19 protein-coding genes are annotated in these 16,511 nt (G+C 69.9%); 13 read left to right on the forward strand and 6 right to left on the reverse strand.

Annotation, left to right across the window (positions count from 1 at the left end):
* Nucleotides 1-30: 30 nt before the first annotated feature.
* Nucleotides 31-1,281, forward strand: coding sequence for an FAD-binding oxidoreductase (locus tag ACCO44_RS09570; RefSeq protein ID WP_372466422.1), 1,251 nt, complete (start codon nucleotides 31-33; stop codon nucleotides 1,279-1,281).
* 50 nt (nucleotides 1,282-1,331) lie between these two features.
* On the opposite strand, the gene gndA is transcribed toward ACCO44_RS09570, so the two are convergent.
* Both gndA and ACCO44_RS09580 read right to left on the reverse strand, forming a co-directional pair.
* Entirely contained in the window at nucleotides 1,332-2,780 is a 1,449-nt protein-coding gene (gndA, locus tag ACCO44_RS09575; protein WP_105710899.1) for an NADP-dependent phosphogluconate dehydrogenase, read from the reverse strand.
* Between the two features lie 56 nt (nucleotides 2,781-2,836).
* Nucleotides 2,837-3,727 (reverse strand): NAD(P)-dependent oxidoreductase, encoded by an 891-nt coding sequence (locus ACCO44_RS09580; protein WP_105710898.1) that lies wholly within the window; start codon nucleotides 3,725-3,727, stop codon nucleotides 2,837-2,839.
* A gap of 99 nt (nucleotides 3,728-3,826) precedes the next feature.
* Here ACCO44_RS09580 and ACCO44_RS09585 point away from each other — a divergent pair, with 99 nt between their 5' ends.
* From ACCO44_RS09585 to ACCO44_RS09615, 7 genes are all read left to right on the forward strand, one after another.
* The gene (locus tag ACCO44_RS09585) at nucleotides 3,827-4,885 is read left to right on the forward strand and encodes a D-2-hydroxyacid dehydrogenase (protein ID WP_262002581.1); all 1,059 of its coding nucleotides are present in this window, start codon (nucleotides 3,827-3,829) and stop codon (nucleotides 4,883-4,885) included.
* Between the two features lie 55 nt (nucleotides 4,886-4,940).
* A complete protein-coding gene (locus ACCO44_RS09590; protein WP_372466423.1) occupies nucleotides 4,941-5,729 on the forward strand; it encodes an IclR family transcriptional regulator in 789 nt (262 codons plus the stop codon).
* Between the two features lie 131 nt (nucleotides 5,730-5,860).
* The gene (locus tag ACCO44_RS09595; RefSeq protein WP_105710895.1) at nucleotides 5,861-7,279 is read left to right on the forward strand and encodes an MFS transporter; all 1,419 of its coding nucleotides are present in this window, start codon (nucleotides 5,861-5,863) and stop codon (nucleotides 7,277-7,279) included.
* Nucleotides 7,276-8,061, forward strand: coding sequence for an SDR family NAD(P)-dependent oxidoreductase (locus tag ACCO44_RS09600; RefSeq protein WP_105710894.1), 786 nt, complete (start codon nucleotides 7,276-7,278; stop codon nucleotides 8,059-8,061). Before ACCO44_RS09595 ends, ACCO44_RS09600 begins: the two co-directional genes overlap by 4 nt.
* A complete protein-coding gene (locus tag ACCO44_RS09605; protein ID WP_372466424.1) occupies nucleotides 8,061-8,792 on the forward strand; it encodes a fumarylacetoacetate hydrolase family protein in 732 nt (243 codons plus the stop codon). The genes ACCO44_RS09600 and ACCO44_RS09605 overlap by 1 nt, the downstream gene beginning before the upstream one ends.
* A 13-nt stretch (nucleotides 8,793-8,805) precedes the next feature.
* Complete coding sequence (locus ACCO44_RS09610; protein ID WP_372466425.1) at nucleotides 8,806-9,846, forward strand: alcohol dehydrogenase catalytic domain-containing protein; 1,041 nt, start codon at nucleotides 8,806-8,808, stop codon at nucleotides 9,844-9,846.
* Nucleotides 9,843-10,340 carry a gluconokinase gene (locus ACCO44_RS09615; RefSeq protein WP_372466426.1) on the forward strand — a complete coding sequence of 166 codons (498 nt, stop codon included), beginning with the start codon at nucleotides 9,843-9,845 and terminating at the stop codon, nucleotides 10,338-10,340. Before ACCO44_RS09610 ends, ACCO44_RS09615 begins: the two co-directional genes overlap by 4 nt.
* 23 nt (nucleotides 10,341-10,363) lie before the next feature.
* On the opposite strand, the gene ACCO44_RS09620 is transcribed toward ACCO44_RS09615, so the two are convergent.
* Nucleotides 10,364-10,489 (reverse strand): hypothetical protein, encoded by a 126-nt coding sequence (locus tag ACCO44_RS09620; RefSeq protein ID WP_258134167.1) that lies wholly within the window; start codon nucleotides 10,487-10,489, stop codon nucleotides 10,364-10,366.
* 224 nt (nucleotides 10,490-10,713) lie between these two features.
* On the opposite strand from ACCO44_RS09620, the gene ACCO44_RS09625 reads away from it, so the two are divergent.
* Together ACCO44_RS09625 and pth are read left to right on the forward strand one after the other, a co-directional pair.
* The gene (locus tag ACCO44_RS09625) at nucleotides 10,714-11,325 is read left to right on the forward strand and encodes a 50S ribosomal protein L25/general stress protein Ctc (protein ID WP_372466427.1); all 612 of its coding nucleotides are present in this window, start codon (nucleotides 10,714-10,716) and stop codon (nucleotides 11,323-11,325) included.
* Nucleotides 11,326-11,422: 97 nt separating this feature from the next.
* Nucleotides 11,423-12,004 (forward strand): aminoacyl-tRNA hydrolase, encoded by a 582-nt coding sequence (pth, locus tag ACCO44_RS09630; RefSeq protein WP_029262567.1) that lies wholly within the window; start codon nucleotides 11,423-11,425, stop codon nucleotides 12,002-12,004.
* Between the two features lie 36 nt (nucleotides 12,005-12,040).
* On the opposite strand, the gene ACCO44_RS09635 is transcribed toward pth, so the two are convergent.
* Together ACCO44_RS09635 and trpS are read right to left on the reverse strand one after the other, a co-directional pair.
* Nucleotides 12,041-12,622: a hypothetical protein gene (locus ACCO44_RS09635; protein WP_051662343.1), complete on the reverse strand. Its 582-nt coding sequence runs from the start codon at nucleotides 12,620-12,622 to the stop codon at nucleotides 12,041-12,043.
* A 22-nt stretch (nucleotides 12,623-12,644) separates the two neighbouring features.
* Nucleotides 12,645-13,649: a tryptophan--tRNA ligase gene (gene trpS / locus ACCO44_RS09640; protein ID WP_081859884.1), complete on the reverse strand. Its 1,005-nt coding sequence runs from the start codon at nucleotides 13,647-13,649 to the stop codon at nucleotides 12,645-12,647.
* A 45-nt stretch (nucleotides 13,650-13,694) separates the two neighbouring features.
* On the opposite strand from trpS, the gene ACCO44_RS09645 reads away from it, so the two are divergent.
* The 3 genes from ACCO44_RS09645 to ACCO44_RS09655 are packed head-to-tail and all read left to right on the forward strand — an operon-like array spanning nucleotide 13,695 to nucleotide 15,681.
* On the forward strand, nucleotides 13,695-14,339 hold the full coding sequence (locus ACCO44_RS09645) for an SRPBCC family protein (RefSeq protein WP_372466428.1): 645 nt from the start codon (nucleotides 13,695-13,697) through the stop codon (nucleotides 14,337-14,339).
* Nucleotides 14,336-15,019, forward strand: coding sequence for a DUF4166 domain-containing protein (locus ACCO44_RS09650; RefSeq protein WP_372466430.1), 684 nt, complete (start codon nucleotides 14,336-14,338; stop codon nucleotides 15,017-15,019). The genes ACCO44_RS09645 and ACCO44_RS09650 overlap by 4 nt, the downstream gene beginning before the upstream one ends.
* The gene (locus tag ACCO44_RS09655) at nucleotides 15,016-15,681 is read left to right on the forward strand and encodes a DUF4166 domain-containing protein (RefSeq protein ID WP_372466431.1); all 666 of its coding nucleotides are present in this window, start codon (nucleotides 15,016-15,018) and stop codon (nucleotides 15,679-15,681) included. The genes ACCO44_RS09650 and ACCO44_RS09655 overlap by 4 nt, the downstream gene beginning before the upstream one ends.
* On the opposite strand, the gene ACCO44_RS09660 is transcribed toward ACCO44_RS09655, so the two are convergent.
* Complete coding sequence (locus tag ACCO44_RS09660; protein ID WP_181156274.1) at nucleotides 15,669-16,508, reverse strand: exodeoxyribonuclease III; 840 nt, start codon at nucleotides 16,506-16,508, stop codon at nucleotides 15,669-15,671. The two genes, ACCO44_RS09655 and ACCO44_RS09660, sit on opposite strands and share 13 nt — an antisense overlap.
* Between the last annotated feature and the right edge of the window lie 3 nt (nucleotides 16,509-16,511).

The raw sequence follows: 16,511 nt of genomic DNA on the forward strand, positions 1-16,511 counted from the left end.
GATGTCGGCGGCTCTGGCTACCATGTCGCCATGGCTGACAGCGCTGGTGCTCCCGTTCCTTCCGTCCACCGTCCCTCGACCGTCGACGAAGTCGCCGAGGTCGTGAGACGCGCCTCCCGCGAGGCCGTCCCCGTGACCGTCGTCGCCGGCGGGCACGGGCCGTGGTCGCACGCACCCGCCGACGGGATCCGTCTCGAACTCGGTGGCCTGTCCGGCATCGAGGTCGAGGGAACGACCGTGCGCATCGGAGGAGGAGCGGTCTGGGGCGATGTCGCCACGGCCCTCGCCGCACACGGTCTCGCGCTGAGCTCCGGCGACACCGCTTCGGTCGGCGTCGGAGGGCTCACGCTCGGCGGCGGAATCGGATGGATGGTGCGGGCCTGGGGTCTCGCCGCAGACCAGTTGATCGGCGCGCAGGTCGTCGCCGCCTCGGGCGAGGTGGTCGACGCATCTTCCGAGACGAACCCCGAGCTCTTCTGGGCGCTGCGTGGCGGCGGCGGCAACTTCGGCGTGGTCACGCGCTTCGACTTCGCCGCGCATCCGCTGGCCGGGATCGCCTTCGCCGAGAGTGTGATCGACGGTGATGCGACCGCGGTGCTGCGTGCCGCGCGCGATCTGCTCCGCGACGCTCCGCGTGAGCTCACGGTCACGTACATGGACGTGCCGCCGATGGACCCGAGCGCACCGGCGGGAGCGCGCCTGAGCGCGGTGTGGGCGGCACCGGAGCCCGACCGCTTGCGCGCCGTGTGGGAGCCGATCTCCGCGCTCCCCGGCGTGCAGACGCAGGTGACGACTCCGCCGTATCTCGAGGTCCTGATGGAGATGCCCCAGCCCGAGGGGGATGACGCGCCCGCCCCTCCCGGCTTCCTCGGCGGCAACGGGCTCTACGCCGAGCTCGATGACGCGCTGATCGAGCGGCTCGTCGCGTTCCGGCGCACGTACCCGGCCTCGGTGGTCTTCCTCCGGTCGCTGGGCGGCGCGTTCCACGACGTCGCGCAGGAGGAGACGGCGTTCCCGGCGCGTGCGGCGAACTGGTTCGTGATGGCCGGGGCGTTCGACATCCCCGGCATGCTCGACGAGCAGACCCGTTCGGCGATCGACGCGGACGGCGAGGGCATCCGGGCCGGTCGCCTGGCCGAGTACGGCAACTTCGCCGACACCGAGCGGCCGGATGCGGTTCCGGGGATGTTCTCGGCGGAGGCGCTCACGCGGCTGCGCGCGACCAAGGCCGCGTGGGATCCGCAGAACATCTTCCGGCGCAACCACAACATCCTCGTGTGATGCACGAAGGGCCGGACACCTCGCGGTGCCCGGCCCTTCGTGAGGAGACGTCAGTGCGTGTCTTCCGCCTCGATCTCGGTGCGGTCGCCCGACCACAGCGTGTGGAAGGTGCCTTCCTTGTCGATGCGCTTGTAGGTGTGCGCGCCGAAGAAGTCGCGCTGCCCCTGCACGAGCGCGGCGGGGAGGCGGTCGGCACGGATGCCGTCGTAGTACGACAGCGACGACGAGAACGCCGGCGCCGGGATACCGGCCTCGGCGGCCGCGATGACGACTCGGCGCCAGGCGGCCTGGGCGCGGGTGATCGCCTCGGTGAAGTACGGGGCGGTGAGCAGGACCGGCAGCTCCGGCGTCTCGGCGTAGGCGTCGGCGATCCGGTTGAGGAACTGCGCGCGGATGATGCAGCCGCCGCGCCAGATCTTGCTGATCGCGCCGAGGTCGATGTTCCAGCCGTACTCGGCGGCGCCGGCGCGGATCTCGTCGAAGCCCTGCGAGTACGCGACGATCTTCGAGGCGTAGAGGGCGAGGCGGACGTCTTCGATGAACGCGTCGGTGTCCTCGACCGAGAACTCCTCCTCCGGGCCCGGCAGGTCGCGGGAGACGGCGCGCTGCTCGGGGTGCGAGGAGAGCGAGCGGGCGAAGGTCGCCTCGGCGATGCCCGAGACGGGGACGCCGAGCGAGAGCGCGGTCTGCACCGTCCACGCGCCGGTGCCCTTGGCGCCGGCCTGATCCAGGATCACGTCGACGAGCGGCTTGCCGGTCTCGGCATCCACCTGGCGGAGCACCTCGGCGGTGATCTCGATCAGGTACGACTCCAGCTCGCCACGGTTCCACTCGGCGAAGATCTCCGCGATCTCCGCGGGGGTCTTGCCCGTGCCGCGGCGGATCAGGTCGTACGCTTCGGCGATCAGCTGCATGTCGGCGTACTCGATGCCGTTGTGCACCATCTTCACGAAGTGTCCGGCGCCGTCGTGGCCGACGTGCGTGACGCACGGCTCGCCCTCGGCGACCGCCGCGATCGAGCGCAGGATCGGTCCGAGCGTGACCCAGGACTCGTCCGAGCCGCCGGGCATGATCGACGGGCCGAGCAGGGCGCCCTCCTCGCCACCCGAGATGCCGGCGCCGACGAAGTTGATGCCGGTCTCGCGGACCGCCTTCTCGCGACGGATCGTGTCGGGGAAGTACGCGTTGCCGCCGTCGACGATGATGTCGCCCGGCTCGAAGACCTCGACCAGGGAGTCGATCACGGCGTCGGTCGGGCCGCCGGCCTTGACCATGATGATCGCGGTGCGCGGCTTCTGCAGCGAGTCGGCGAACTCCTGGTAGGTGCGGGCCGGGACGAATCCGGCCTCGGGGTGCTCGTCGAGGAGCGTCTGGGTCTTCTCGTAGCTGCGGTTGAAGATCGCCACGGTGTTCCCCTCGCGGCTGGCGAGGTTGCGGGCGAGGTTCGATCCCATGACGGCGAGTCCGACGACTCCGATGTTCGCTGATGCTTCGGGCACAGAAGGCTCCTCGAGGGTGAAGAAGGGGTGGTTTCAGCGTATCGCTGTCCGGGAGGTCAGTGCTCGCCTGTGTCACGCGACGCGATGAACCGCCGGGACACGGCGATGTCGCGGTCTCCGAGGCCCGCGGCCACCAGCTCGTCGAACGCGGCGCGCAGGGTGGGAAGGAGCACGGGGGAGGTGCCGGTGGCCTCGGCGATGTCGGCGGCGAAGCCGAGATCCTTCACCATGTACTGCGCGACGCCGCTGGGGGAGTCGTCGCCCGTGACGAGCTTCTCGCGTCGGCTGTCGAGCAGTCGCGAACCCGCATAACCGCCGGAGAGCAGTGACCAGAGGGCATCGAGGTCGAGTCCGGAGCGGTCGGCGAGCACCGTGGCCTCTCCGAGGGCCAGGATCGTCGCGGACACCACCAGCTGGTTGCAGGCCTTCGCGACCTCGCCGGCGCCGAGCGGCCCGAGCAGGACGGGGGTGCCGCACGGGGCCAGCACCTCGGCCGCGAGGGCCGCGTCCTCGGGATCGCCGCCGAGCATGATCGAGAGGGTCCCGGCGATGGCCCCGTCCTCGCCGCCCGAGACCGGGCAGTCCACGACTCGTACCCGTCCGTCGGTCTGCGCGCCGATGCGCTGCGCGAGCGCACGGACGGCCGGTGCCGACGAGGTCGATCCGATCATGATGAGCAGCTCGCCGGCGTCCGCGAGGAGTCCATCCGGGCCGTCGAGCATCGCCTCGAACGGGGGAAGATCCGGCAGCATCATCAGGAGGACGTCTACTCTGGAGGCGAGTTCGCGCGGCGTCTCCGCCCAGTCGGCTCCGGCTGTCAGCAGTTCCGGCTGCGGGCGGCGGGCGTGGATCACCAGTCGGCCGTGCGCGGCGAGCAGATGGTCGGCCATCGGGCGGCCCATGGCGCCGAGTCCGACGGCTCCGACGGTGACGGATGAGATGTCCATGGGCACACCGTAGCAACAATCCAACGGAGAGAACAGTGTCCAACGGGATGGATCTGGGCTAAAGTGAGGGATTCCAGATTTCCCGAGGAAGGGATCAGCATGACGGGGACCGAGAAGAAGCTGCGCGCCGTCGTGACGGTACCGCTGCGCGAAGACCTCTGCCGGCTCATCGAAGAGCTCGAGCCTCGCGTCGAGGTGGTCCGCGATCACTCGCTCCTCCCGCCGATGCGGGGGCCTGCTGATTGGTCCGGCGACCCGGACTTCGCACGCACCGCGAGCGAGCAGCAGGCCTTCGACGAACTGGTCGACTCCGCCGACGTGCTCTTCGGCATCCCCGATGTGGACGCCGCGGCGCTCGCCCGCACAGTGGCGGCGAACCCGCGACTGCGCTGGGTCATGACGACGGCGGCGGGCGGCGGTGCGGCGGTCAAGGCCGCAGGGCTCGACCGCGCAGACCTCGATCGGGTCGTCTTCACCACCAGTGCGGGCGTGCACGGCGGGCCGCTGGCCGAGTTCGCGGTGTTCGGCGTGATGGCGGGAGCGAAGAACCTCCCTCGCCTCCTCGCGGATCAGAGCACCCGCACCTGGCCCGACCGCTGGGAGATGCGGCAGCTCGACGAGATGACCGTGTTGATCGTCGGCCTCGGCGGGATCGGCGCGGAATGCGCGCGTCGCTTCCATGCCCTCGGTGCGAGGGTGTGGGGCACGACGAGGTCGGGCGAGCCGGTCGCCGGCGTCGATCGCCTGGTGCGGCTCGACGAGCTGCGCGACGCGGTGGCCCACGTCGATGCGATCGTGGTGACGCTGCCCGGCACCGCCCAGACCCATCACCTGATCGGTGCCGACGTCCTCGCTGCGGTGAAGCCGGGGGCGATCATCACCAACGTCGGTCGCGGCTCGGTCGTCGACGAGACCGCCCTGCTCGCGGCTCTCGACGACGGTCGGATCGCCTTCGCCGCTCTCGATGTCTTCGAGCAGGAACCGCTCGACGACGCGTCGCCGCTGTGGACGCACCCGCACGTGCTGGTGAGCCCGCACACCGCGGCGCTCAACTCGAAGGAGGAGGAGCGGATCGCCCGACGCTTCGCGGAGAACGCGGCGCGCCTGCTCGATGGCGAGCCGCTGACCGCCGTGGTCGATACGGTCGAGTTCTACTGATCCGCAGGCGGGTGCGCGTGCACCCGCGGCCCCACCGACGGCGGAAGGCGCAGCCATGGACGACGACACCCGCGAGGGGCGCGATCCCGCGCCTGCCGTCACCCGCAGCATCCGCCTGCTCGGCCTCCTCGCCGACGCCGGTGGCCCCCGGACGCTGACCGAACTCGCCGGCGAACTCGGGCTGGCGAAGTCGTCGACCGCGAATCTGTGCCTCGCTCTCGAGGCCGGGGGCATGGTCGACCGCACGCCGCAGGGCTATCGTCTGGGAGTGCGCACCGCCGAGCTCGGGGGTGCGTTCGCGGCGCAGTTCAACCAGGTGCGCGAGTTCTACAGCGTGTGCGAGGCTTCGCCGCAGCTGGCTTCCGAGCTCGTGCAGGTCGCCATGCTCGACGGCACGGATGCGCTCTACCTCGCCAGGCACGAGGGGTCACGGTCGCTGCGACTGGGAACCCCGCTGGGCTCGCGGCTCCCCGCGCCGCTCTCGGCCACCGGGCGCGCGCTGCTCGCCGCCATGACCGATGCCGAGGTCATCGAGCTCCTCGGCGAGGCCGCGGTCTTCCCGTCGCTGACGGAGCGGAGCGCGACGACCATGGCGGGGCTGCTGGAAGTGCTCGCCACCGCCCGTCGGCGGGGCTGGGCGCTGGATGCGGAGGAGTCCTTCCGCGGCATCGTCGGCGTCGCCGTCCCGCTCGAGGGCTGGGCGCCGACCGATCCGCCGCTGGCTCTCGGCGTCGCCATCCGCGCCGCCGAGGCGGACTACGAGCGCATCGAGCGCGTGGGCGAGGCGCTGCGCGCGGCTGCCGCGGCGTTGACGAACCCCTTCAGCACCGCCGTTCGTCGCTGACTCGTTCCGCGCTGCCGCGTCCTGCGCGCGGTCTGTCCTTCCGTGCGTCGAAACTCGGTCCAAAGGGTTGAACGCAATCCAACGGGCTGGTACAGTCGGGGTCACGCCGCAGGCGAAGCCGATCGAAGGAGATGGCAGTGACCGACCACCGCACCTCAGCACGCGCAGTGTCCGATGACCCGGAGTACGCGGCGAATCTGCGCCGCGCGACGCTCGCGTCCAGCATCGGCAGCGCGCTCGAGTACTTCGACTTCGCGCTCTACGGGCTCTCGACGGCATTGATCTTCAACGTCCTGTTCTTCCCACAGGACGACCCCGCCATGGCCACGGTCGCCGCGTTCGCGACCTTCGGCGTCGGCTTCCTCGCGCGACCGTTCGGAGGCCTGTTCTTCGGCGTCCTGGGCGACAAGCTCGGGCGCAAGTGGGTCCTGGTCGCCACGATCGTCCTGATGGGCGGGGCATCGACCGCGATCGGTCTGCTGCCCACCTACGAGGCGATTGGGCTCTGGGCCCCGATCCTGCTGGTGCTGATGCGCCTCCTCCAGGGCTTCGGTGCCGGTGCCGAGCAGGCAGGCGCGACGGTGCTGATGGCCGAGTACGCGCCGGTCAAGCGCCGCGGGTTCTTCTCCGCGCTGCCGTTCGTCGGCATCCAGGCCGGAACCCTGCTCGCCGCGGTCGTCTTCGGGCTGATCACCCTGCTCCCCGAGGACCAGCTGCTGAGCTGGGGATGGCGCGTGCCGTTCCTCGCCTCGTTCGCGCTGATCCTCCTCGCCCTGTTCATCCGGATGCGGTTGCGCGAGACGCCGACCTTCGTCGAGCTCGAGAAGCACGAGCAGATCGCCGATCGCCCCATCAAGGAGATCTTCACGCACGGCCTCCCCGGCGTCATCGTCGGCATCGGTCTGCGGATGGCCGAGAACGGCGGCTCCTACATGTTCCAGACCCTCGGTCTCGCCTTCTTCGTCACGGTGGTCGGGGACAGTGCCGACAAGAGCCTGCTCACGTGGGGCGTCACCCTCGGATCGCTGATCGGCGTCTTCTCCGTGCCGTTCACCGGACACCTCTCCGACCGCTTCGGGCGCCGTACGGTGTACCGGTTCGGCGCCGTCTTCATGCTCGTCTATACGTTCCCCGCGTGGTGGCTGCTGTCACTCGGCAACTACGCCGTGGCCATCGGTGTGATCGCGATCGGCATCGGCGTCGCCGTGAACAGCATGCTCGGACCGCAGTGCGCCATGCTCCCCGAGCTCTTCGGCAACCGTCACCGCTACCTCGGCGTCGCGATGGCTCGCGAGATCTCGGCCGTGCTCGCCGGCGGCCTCGCCGGTGTCCTCGGTGCGTACCTGATCGCGGTGAGCGACGGGAACTGGGTGCTCCTGGCGATCTACATGGCCGTGCTCGCCATCATCACGACCGCCTCGACGTTCCTCGCCCCGGAGACGCTCCGCCGCGATCTCACCCGCATCGACGACGCGATCAAGGTCTCCCGCGAAGAGGGCGGCGACGACGTCTTCGCCACGACGGTCTCGATCAAGGCCGTCGGACGGTGAGCGCCGTGCCTGCGGGCCTCACCCTCTTCGACCTCAGCGGCCGCACGGCGCTCGTGACCGGATCGAGCCAGGGCATCGGCCGGACCCTCGCGGAGGGACTCGCCGGAGCGGGTGCGACCGTCGTGGTCCACGGACGCGATGCCGCGAAGGCCGCGGCGGTCGCGGCCGAGATCACGCAGGGCACGGGGGCCGTGGCCCACAGCGTCGTCTTCGACGTGACCGACGCCGCGGCGGTGGATGCCGGGATGCGCGAGGTCGAGCAGCTCATCGGCACGCCGGACATCCTCGTGAACAACGCGGGTGTCCAGCGCCGGGCGCCGATCGCGGAGTTCGCGGACGAGGACTGGGATGCGCTCGTGCAGACCAACCTCTCCAGCGTCTTCCACCTGTCGCGCCGTGTCGCCGCCGGCATGATCGCCCGCGGCTCGGGGAAGATCATCCAGATCGGCAGCGTGCAGTCGCAGCTCGCGCGCCCCTCGATCGCCGCGTACTCGGCGACCAAGGGCGCGATCGTGATGTTCACGAAGGGGCTCTGCGCCGATCTCGCCCCGCACGGCATCCAGGCCAACGCCATCGCTCCCGGTTACTTCGCGACCGCTCTCACGCAGCCGCTCGTCGATGATGAGGAGTTCTCGGCATGGGTCCGCGGACGCACTCCGGCCGGACGCTGGGGCGACACCCGAGACCTCGTCGGCGCTCTGCTCTTCCTCGCCGGCGGGGCGAGCGACTTCGTCAACGGCCAGACGCTCTTCGTCGACGGCGGCATGACGGCGGTCGTCTGATGCGGCTCGGTGGAGTCGCGTCCGCCGCGGGCCCCCGGTGGGTGCGTGAGACGGACCACGGGCTCATCCCGATCTCGGACCCGTTCCTCGCGTTCGCCGAGGGCCGCGCCCCGGATGACGAGGGTGACGCCGTCGAAGGAACCGTCGTCGCGCCGGTCGACCCCCTCGTCATCGTCGGGATCGCCCAGAACGGCCCCGACCACACCTCGCCGGTGCAGGCGTGGCTCAAGAGCCCGCGGACCGTGATCGGAAGCGGAGCGGAGGTCGCCCTGCGGCGCGATGCGGGCGCCCCGGTGGCCGAGGGCGAGATCGCCGTTGTGATCGGCCGGGCGACCCACGGATTGACGGCTCAGAATGCCCACGAGTATGTGCTCGGCGTCACGGCCGTGAACGATCTCTCCAGCCCCGACCGCGCGCACAGCGATCCCCGCAACTTCGAATCCAAGTCGGGGGAGGGATACACGCCACTCGGCCCGTGGATCGATACCGCGGTGGGGATCGACGACGTCGACCTCGACGTCGAGGTCGACGGGCTCCTCGTCGCCCGGACCGGGAGCCGGCAGCTGCCGATGCCGATCCGAGACTGCCTCGCGTATGTCGCGGCGTGGTCCGTGCTGGGGCCCGGCGACGTCGTGATGACCGGCGCCCCGCATTCGCAGGCGCCGGTGCATCCCGGCCAGCGCGTGACGATCAGGGTGGCCGGAGTCGAGCTGGTCACGGCGTTCGTCTGACCGAGGAGGAGACATGGTGGACAATCTCGCCGTGGTGGCCCACGCCGCCGACGATCTGCGGATCGAAGACATCGGTGCTCCCGCGCCCCGCTCCGACGAGGCGGTCGTCGACGTCGCCTACGGGGGCATCTGCGGCTCCGACCTGCACTACTTCCGGCACGGTGCAGCCGGGGCCTCCGTGCTGCGCGAGCCGATGGTCCTGGGGCACGAGGTCGCGGGCGTCGTGGCCGTCGCGGCGGCGGACGGGTCGGGTCCCGTCGTCGGAACGGCTGTCGCCGTGCATCCCCTCACCGCGCACGGCGACGGACGCACGCCCTGGCCGTCGGATCAGCCGAATCTCGCCCCGGCTTCGACGTACCTCGGCTCGGCGATGCACCTGCCGCACACGCAGGGAGCGTTCGCACGCCGGGTCGCGATGCCCACGCGCATGCTGCACCCCCTGCCCGCCGGAATCGATCTGAGAACCGCCGCGCTGGCCGAGCCCGCAGCCGTCGCCTGGCACGCCCTGCAGCGCGCCGGCGATGTGCGCGGGCGTCGTGTCGTGGTCATCGGCGCAGGGCCCATCGGTCAGCTGGTCGCCGCGGTCGCCCAGCGCGGCGGGGCGGCGTCCGTCACCGTCACCGACCTGCAGCAGCGTCCGCGCGAGATCGCCGAGGCGCGCGGCATCCGGTCGCTCGATGCGAGGGCCGAGGCGGAGATCGCCGAGCTCCACGCCGATGTCGTGGTCGAGTCCAGCGGCACCGTGCCCGGTCTCTCGGCCGCGGTCTCGGCGGCGATCCGTGGCGGAACCGTCGTGCTGCTCGGCCTGCAACGCGGGGGAGACGTTCCGGCACCCCTGGCCACGGCGATCACCCGTGAACTGACGCTCCGCGGCTCGTTCCGCTTCGGTGACGAGTTCGACGACGTCATCGCCGCCCTCGCCGACGGCAGCCTCGACGTGCGCGGTATCATCAGCGAGGTGCTGCCGGTGGAGGATGCTCACGATGCCTTCGCGCTGGCGGCCGATCCCGCGAGCTCCTGCAAGGTGCTCATCGACTTCGGCCTGGAGATATGAGTGTGCGCATCGTCGTGATGGGTCCCAGCGGCTGCGGCAAGTCCACTGTCGGCAGTGCGCTCGCGGAGAGCATGGGGGCGCGCTTCATCGACGGCGATGACCTGCATCCGCTGACGAACGTCGAGAAGATGGCCGCCGGCATCCCGCTCGACGACGCCGACCGGATGCCGTGGCTTCGCACGGTCGGAGCGACGCTCCACGGCGAGGACCGGATCGTCATCGCCTGCTCCGCGCTGCGTCGTCGCTATCGGGATGCGATCCGCGAAGAGTCGCCGGACACGTTCTTCGTGGAGCTGGTGGTGGATCGCGCCACTCTGGAGGCGCGGCTGACGCAGCGCGCAGAGCACTTCATGCCCGCATCGCTGCTGGATTCCCAGCTGGAGACCCTGGAGTCGCTGCAGGACGGCGAAGCCGGAGTCCGCGTGTCCGCGTCACTCGCTCTGGATGAGGAGCTTCGCCTCATCCGCGAAGCGGTGCAGGCGTCGGCTCTCTGAAACCGCCGCGGTCTGAGCCGCGATCAGTCCTTGCGGTAGCTCGAGCGGCCCATGGCGAACAGTGCGATGAACGACGTGACGGCCGCGCACACGGTCATGGCGCCGATCAGCCAGAGGATTGCGTGCGAGAGGAAGGCGCCGTCGAGCATGGGGGTTCTCCGTGTTCTGCAGAAAAGGACCGGGTGTCCTCAGCCTATCGGGTCATCCGGTACCATTGAGGCTGTACCTCGGCGAGGGATGCTTCTGCGCGTGCGCGTTCATCCGTTATCGACGCGGCGAAGCAAGCCCGGTGGCTTTCCTCCTGCGTCAGCGAGTTCGACAATTCCAAGACCACCGCGCGGCGCCTTCGCTGCGTGCCCCGAAGGAGAACCCCATGTCTGAAGACACCAAGGTCCAGGCCGAGCTCCGCGAGAGCTTCGGCAAGGGCTTCGCCCGCCGCCTCCGCGCCGCCGGCAAGATCCCCGCCGTCATCTACGGCCACGGCACCGAACCGGTGCACGTCGCGCTGCCGGGCCACCAGGTCTCGCTCATCATCCGCCGCGCCAACGCGCTGCTCGAGCTCGACATCGAGGGCAAGAGCCAGCTCGCCCTCGTCAAGGATGTCCAGCGCGACCCGGTACACCAGATCATCGAGCACATCGACCTGCTCGTCGTGAAGAAGGGCGAGAAGGTCGCGATCGACGTGCCGATCATCGTCACCGGTGAGTCGGCTTCCGGCACCATCGTGAACCTCGACGCGACCACGCTCTCGATCGAGGCCGAGGCCACGCACATCCCGCAGAACATCGAGGTCTCGGTCGAGGGACTGGAAGAGGGCGCGCACATCACCGGCGCCGACGTGAAGCTCCCCAAGGGCTCCACGCTGCTCTCCGACCCCGAGGTCCTCGTCGTCGCGATCTCCGTCCCGGCCGCACCCACCGAGGATGACGCCGAGGGCGAGAGCACCGAGGCCGCCGAGGCTGCCGAAGAGGCTGCCGCGGAGTGATCTCCGACTGATTCATCACAGAGGGGACGCGATCCGATCGCGTCCCCTCTGTCGTATCCTGACCGGGGCTCGCACCGGGCGGGGAGAGGACGACGACATGGCATCGACCTGGCTCGTGGTGGGACTCGGCAACCCGGGCCCGCGATATGAGACCACCCGGCACAACATCGGTCAGATGGTGGTCGATGAGCTGGCCTCGCGACGCAGCGAGGCGTTCCGGGAGCACAAGGGGGGAGCGCGCGTCGTCGAGACGTGGCTGCGTCCTGGCTCGGACAAGCTCGTCCTGGCCAAGCCGAACACCTTCATGAACGTCTCGGGCACCCCGGTCGCGGCATTGGCGCGCTTCTACTCGGTGCCCGCAGAACAGGTCGTCGTCGTGCACGACGAACTCGACATCCCCTTCGACACGGTCAAGCTCAAGATCGGCGGGGGGCACGGCGGCCATAACGGGGTGCGGGACGTCGCTCGGGCGCTCGGAACAGCGGAGTTCCCCCGTGTGCGCGTGGGGATCGGTCGACCTGTCGGCCGCCAGGATCCCGCTGACTGGGTGCTCTCACCCTTCGGCAAAGAGGAACGGCCGAACCTGCCGATCCTCGTCGATGATGCCGCCGATGCGGTCGAGCTCCTCGTCGGTGAAGGACTTCTCGCGGCGCAGCAGAAGCACCACGCACCGCGCTGACGCCGCGGTGGCGCTCCCGCTGCTCCGAGAGCGTCGTCAGGACGTGTAGGTCGCGAAGCCTGCGGCGCTTCCGGCCGCGAGCGCGGCGACCAGCACAGTGAAGAAGATGACCGCGCCGAGCACGGCGACGACGACGGCTGCGATACCGGCGCCACGGCCCCTGCGCTTGGCGATGGCGATGATGCCGAGCACGATCGCGGCGATCCCGAGGACCGTGCCGATCCAGAAGGAGAGCTCGGCCCAGAGGACCTGGTCCCGTGCAGGGGAGAGTACGCTGAGGTCTTCGGTGGTCGACGTCGTCACGCCCTGCGGGAGGACGCGCCCGATCTCGAAGGCCGCGATGCCGGCGATGATGGGGGTGACGACCGCGGCGAGGAGCGCGAGGATCAGCGCGATCGTCCCGAACAGGCCGGACGGGCGGACCGTGGTGTCTGGGGCCGTGTAGGCGCCTGCCGGGGAGGCGTAGCCGCCGACGGGAACCTGGTACGCGCCCGGAGGGGCTGCCGGATACGCGGCAGCCGGAGCGTTCGGAATCGTTGCGTACGGCGGTGCGGCGGGCGGTGCCGGCGGCGCGAAGGGCTCGGCGCCGGAAGGGGGAGGCAGCTGTGGATCAGTCACGTCCCCCATCCTAGGGCGCGGCTCAGACGCGCCGGAGGAGCCCCACGCGGTCGTACACGTTCGAGAGGGTCGCATCGGCGACGGCGTCCGCGCGGCCGGCGTTCTCGGCCAGGATGCGGTCGAGCTCTGCAGGATCGTCGAGCAGTTCGAGTGCACGCGCGCGCACGGGCTCGAACTCGTTCACGACCACCTCGGCGAGGCCCTTCTTGAAGTCGCCGTAGCCGCGACCCGCGTACTCGTCCTCGATCGCGGCGACCTGGCGGCCGCTGAGGGCCGCGTAGATCGTGAGGAGGTTCGAGACACCGGGCTTGTTCTCCCGGTCGAAGCGCACGGAGCCCTCGTTGTCGGTCACCGCGCGCATGATCTTCTTCGCCGACTTCGCCGGGTCGTCGAGCATCCACAGGACTCCCGCGTCGCTCTCCGCCGACTTCGACATCTTGGCGGTCGGGTTCTGCAGGTCGTAGATGCGCGCGGTCTCCTTCTGGATGACCGGCATCGGCACCGTGAATGTCTCGCCGAAGCGGGAGTTGAAGCGTTCGGCGAGATCACGGGTGAGCTCGACGTGCTGCTTCTGGTCGTCGCCCACCGGCACCACATCGGTCTGGTAGAGCAGGATGTCGGCGGCCATGAGGACCGGATACGTGAACAGGCCGACGCTGGTGGCATCGGCTCCGTACCGTGTCGACTTGTCCTTGAACTGCGTCATGCGGCCGGCCTCGCCGAAACCGGTGATCGTGCTGAGGATCCAAGCGAGCTCGGCGTGCGCGCGCACATGGGACTGCACGTACAGGGTCGACAGCGACGGCTCGATGCCCGCGGCGATGTACTGCGCGGCGGTGCGACGTGTCTTCTCACGGAGTTCTGCCGGGTCCTGTGCGACGGTGAGCGCGTGCAGGTCGACGACCGAGAAGTAGGCATCGTAGGAGCTCTGCAGGTCTCGCCACTGGAGCAGCGCGCCGATGTAGTTGCCGATCTGGAGGGAGTCGGCGGAGGGCTGCATTCCGGAGTAAAGGCGCGGTTTCGTCACACCCTCAATCCTATGGGGTGTGTGCGGGGCCCATACGATGGGCGCATGACGCCCGAATCCCCTCTCCGCCGCAGACGAGGGGACGAAGCCCTCTACGTCGAGGTCCTCATCCGCGCGCCGCTGGAGGAGGTCTGGCGGCTGACGCAGGATCCCGCCTCTCACGTGCGCTGGGATGCGCGATTCAGCGACATCGTTCCGCAGCGCACGCGATCGGACGGCGCACGGGAGTTCCGATACGAGCTCGACCTCGGGGTGCACACGATCCGCGGCACGGGAGTCTCCCTCGCCACCCGCGAGGGACCTGCGGGCGAGCGGACCTCGGCGCTGCTGTTCGACACGGAGGACGCCCTGTCGCCGCTGGGTGCCGGCCGCGGATACTGGCGATACATCCCGACGCCGGAGGGCGTGCGATTCCTGACCGGCTACGACTACGTCCCGGGATGGGGATGGCTCGGGCGCCTGTGCGACCCGTTCCTCATCCGCCCGTTCGTGTGGTGGCTGACCGCGCGGAGTTTCGACCGCCTGCGGATGTGGGCGGAAGAGGGGACCTCCCCGGAGCAAGCCAGCGGATGGCGGTCGCTGCGCCGCGGATATCGGCCCCGTGCGCGGAACTGTCGATCGCGACCTGCCCGCCGCACCGGGCGCACGATCATGGACGACGCACCGAGATCGCTCGAGGAGATCGCATGACGACGTCGACCGGTATCTTCGAGCGCTCGCTCGGAGACGATTTCGCCCGGCTCCACCCGCAGCTCCAGCGTCGCTTCGGGGTCGGCGTCGAGGCCGGGTACGGCTGCATCGGACGCGGCACGATGACGGAGGTGCGTCGTGGCCCCTGGTGGACGCTGCCCTTCCTGCTGATCGGGACGTTCCGGAACATCCTCTTCCCGGAGCGCGGACGCGATGTCCCGTTCCGGATCGACAACCATGCGTACCTCGATGATTTCGGCCGTGAGACCGTGACGTTCGTCCGGACGATGGAAGTGCGCCCCGGGCGTCGCCGACGCTTCGACGCCACCATGATCTACAGCGATGCCCGCCGTCGAGTGGTCGACTATCTGGGCACGCATCAGCACCTGGCGGTCGACCTCGACCTGGCCGTCACCGACGACGGCGCTCTGCAGCTGACCTCCGGCGAGCAGCGGTTCTACGAGGGGCCTCTCGCCTTCCGATTCCCGATGCTGTTCAGCGGGCGGGCGCGTCTGCGGGAGAGATACGACGATGAGCAGCAGCGGTTCCTGATCGATCTCGAGATCCACAACGACATCCTCGGATTCCTGTTCGGCTACCGCGGCGCGTTCACGTGCGAGTTCGTCGAGGGGCCGGCGCCTGCGACCGTCAAGCCCTATCGTGAGGAGCTTCGCGAATGACGGCCAGGGGCGCCGTCTTCCTCGCCGCGCTCGGCGACGACGCGGAGCGGTTGCACCCGGAGATCCTCGCGCAGATGCGGGTGGAGGCCGAGAGCGACAGCGCGGCCGGCGTGTTCTCGGTCGCCGGCAGCCGGTTCGGGCGGCTGACCGCTCTGGGGTACCCGGTGGTGGGACCCGGACTGCTCGTCACGCGTTTCGCCCGCGATGTCCCGTTCCGGATCGACACGGTGGCCGGCCGATCGCGATCGGGCCGGGCGACCCTCGCCGCCCGGCGGGAGTTCCGGTTTCCCGGGGCGATCCAGCACATCTCCGATCGCCTCACGGTGACCGAGCGCCCCGGGATCCTCCACAACGTACTGGGCGTTCGCGGGCGCGTTGAGATGCTCGAGGAGTGCGCCGTCACGTCGGAGGGCGCCCTGCGGATGCGCTCCCGCGCGGTGGCCCTGCGGGTCGGCAGACACCGGATCACACTTCGCGGCATCCTGCGCCTCGATGTCGACCTCGTCGACGGCTGGGACGACGCCGAGCAGCGTCGCACCATCGCGATGCGCGCCACGAACCCCGTGCTCGGAACAGTCCTCGAGTACCGCGGTTGGTACCGCCACGCGGAGCACACCGACCGCGACGCCGGGGCCGCCCCCGGATCGGGTCAGTACGAGTAGTCGACGACGACCGGAGCGTGATCGCTCCAGCGTTGGTCGTAGGCCGCCGCGCGGGCGACGTGATAGGTCGCGACGCGCTCGGCGAGTGCCGGCGTGGCGAGGTGGTAGTCGATGCGCCACCCCGAGTCGTTGTCGAATGCCTGACCGCGCATCGACCACCATGTGTACGGCCCGTCGATCTCGCCGTGGAAGCGGCGGCCGACGTCGACCCACCCGAGGCCCGTGCCGATCGTGCCGTCGACGGCGGTGATCTCTGCGCCCGACTCGCCGAGGAAGCGGTCGAAGTAGGCACGCTCACGGGGCAGGAATCCGGCCTTCTTGCGGTTGCCACGCCAGTTCTTGATGTCGAGCTCACGGTGCCCGACGTTGAGGTCCCCGGTGACGAGGGCGAGCGCACCGTCGGCGCCGAGTTCGCCGAGCCGCGTGCCGAACGCGTCGAGGAACTTCCACTTCTCGTCCTGCTTCGGGGTGTCGGCCTCGCCGGAGTGCACGTACGCGCTCACGACGGTGAGCGGGCGGTCTCCGAGCAGGTAGTCAGCCTCGATCCAGCGGCCCTTCGAGTCGAAGTCCGCAGCACCGAACTCGGTGCGCGACGCGATGGCCGGCGTACGACTCGCGATGGCGACGCCCGCGCGACCCTTGGCGGTGGCCTCGTCGTGCACGAACGACCAGCCGGGCAGCGCGGCTTCGAGGTGCTCGTCCTGCCCGCGCACCTCCTGGAGCGTGAGGATGTCGATTCCGGCCTCGTCGAGCCAGCTGCTCATCCCGTTGCGAGCTGCGGCTCGGATTCCGTTGACATTGACCGTGGCGATACGCAGATGAGGCATGCT

Source organism: Microbacterium maritypicum, from assembly GCF_041529975.1.
GTDB lineage: Bacteria > Actinomycetota > Actinomycetes > Actinomycetales > Microbacteriaceae > Microbacterium.

What these genes read in the sequence shown, in the direction of transcription:
- ACCO44_RS09570 (WP_372466422.1), top strand. Translation starts at nt 31, where the DNA reads ATGGCTGACAGCGCTGGTGCTCCCGTTCCTTCCGTCCACCGTCCCTCG.
- ACCO44_RS09580 (WP_105710898.1), bottom strand. Translation starts at nt 3,727, where the DNA reads ATGGACATCTCATCCGTCACCGTCGGAGCCGTCGGACTCGGCGCCATG.
- ACCO44_RS09585 (WP_262002581.1), top strand. Translation starts at nt 3,827, where the DNA reads ATGACGGGGACCGAGAAGAAGCTGCGCGCCGTCGTGACGGTACCGCTG.
- ACCO44_RS09590 (WP_372466423.1), top strand. Translation starts at nt 4,941, where the DNA reads ATGGACGACGACACCCGCGAGGGGCGCGATCCCGCGCCTGCCGTCACC.
- ACCO44_RS09595 (WP_105710895.1), top strand. Translation starts at nt 5,861, where the DNA reads ATGGCAGTGACCGACCACCGCACCTCAGCACGCGCAGTGTCCGATGAC.
- ACCO44_RS09605 (WP_372466424.1), top strand. Translation starts at nt 8,061, where the DNA reads ATGCGGCTCGGTGGAGTCGCGTCCGCCGCGGGCCCCCGGTGGGTGCGT.
- ACCO44_RS09610 (WP_372466425.1), top strand. Translation starts at nt 8,806, where the DNA reads ATGGTGGACAATCTCGCCGTGGTGGCCCACGCCGCCGACGATCTGCGG.
- ACCO44_RS09615 (WP_372466426.1), top strand. Translation starts at nt 9,843, where the DNA reads ATGAGTGTGCGCATCGTCGTGATGGGTCCCAGCGGCTGCGGCAAGTCC.
- ACCO44_RS09620 (WP_258134167.1), bottom strand. Translation starts at nt 10,489, where the DNA reads ATGCTCGACGGCGCCTTCCTCTCGCACGCAATCCTCTGGCTGATCGGC.
- ACCO44_RS09625 (WP_372466427.1), top strand. Translation starts at nt 10,714, where the DNA reads ATGTCTGAAGACACCAAGGTCCAGGCCGAGCTCCGCGAGAGCTTCGGC.
- pth (WP_029262567.1), top strand. Translation starts at nt 11,423, where the DNA reads ATGGCATCGACCTGGCTCGTGGTGGGACTCGGCAACCCGGGCCCGCGA.
- ACCO44_RS09645 (WP_372466428.1), top strand. Translation starts at nt 13,695, where the DNA reads ATGACGCCCGAATCCCCTCTCCGCCGCAGACGAGGGGACGAAGCCCTC.
- ACCO44_RS09650 (WP_372466430.1), top strand. Translation starts at nt 14,336, where the DNA reads ATGACGACGTCGACCGGTATCTTCGAGCGCTCGCTCGGAGACGATTTC.
- ACCO44_RS09655 (WP_372466431.1), top strand. Translation starts at nt 15,016, where the DNA reads ATGACGGCCAGGGGCGCCGTCTTCCTCGCCGCGCTCGGCGACGACGCG.
- ACCO44_RS09660 (WP_181156274.1), bottom strand. Translation starts at nt 16,508, where the DNA reads ATGCCTCATCTGCGTATCGCCACGGTCAATGTCAACGGAATCCGAGCC.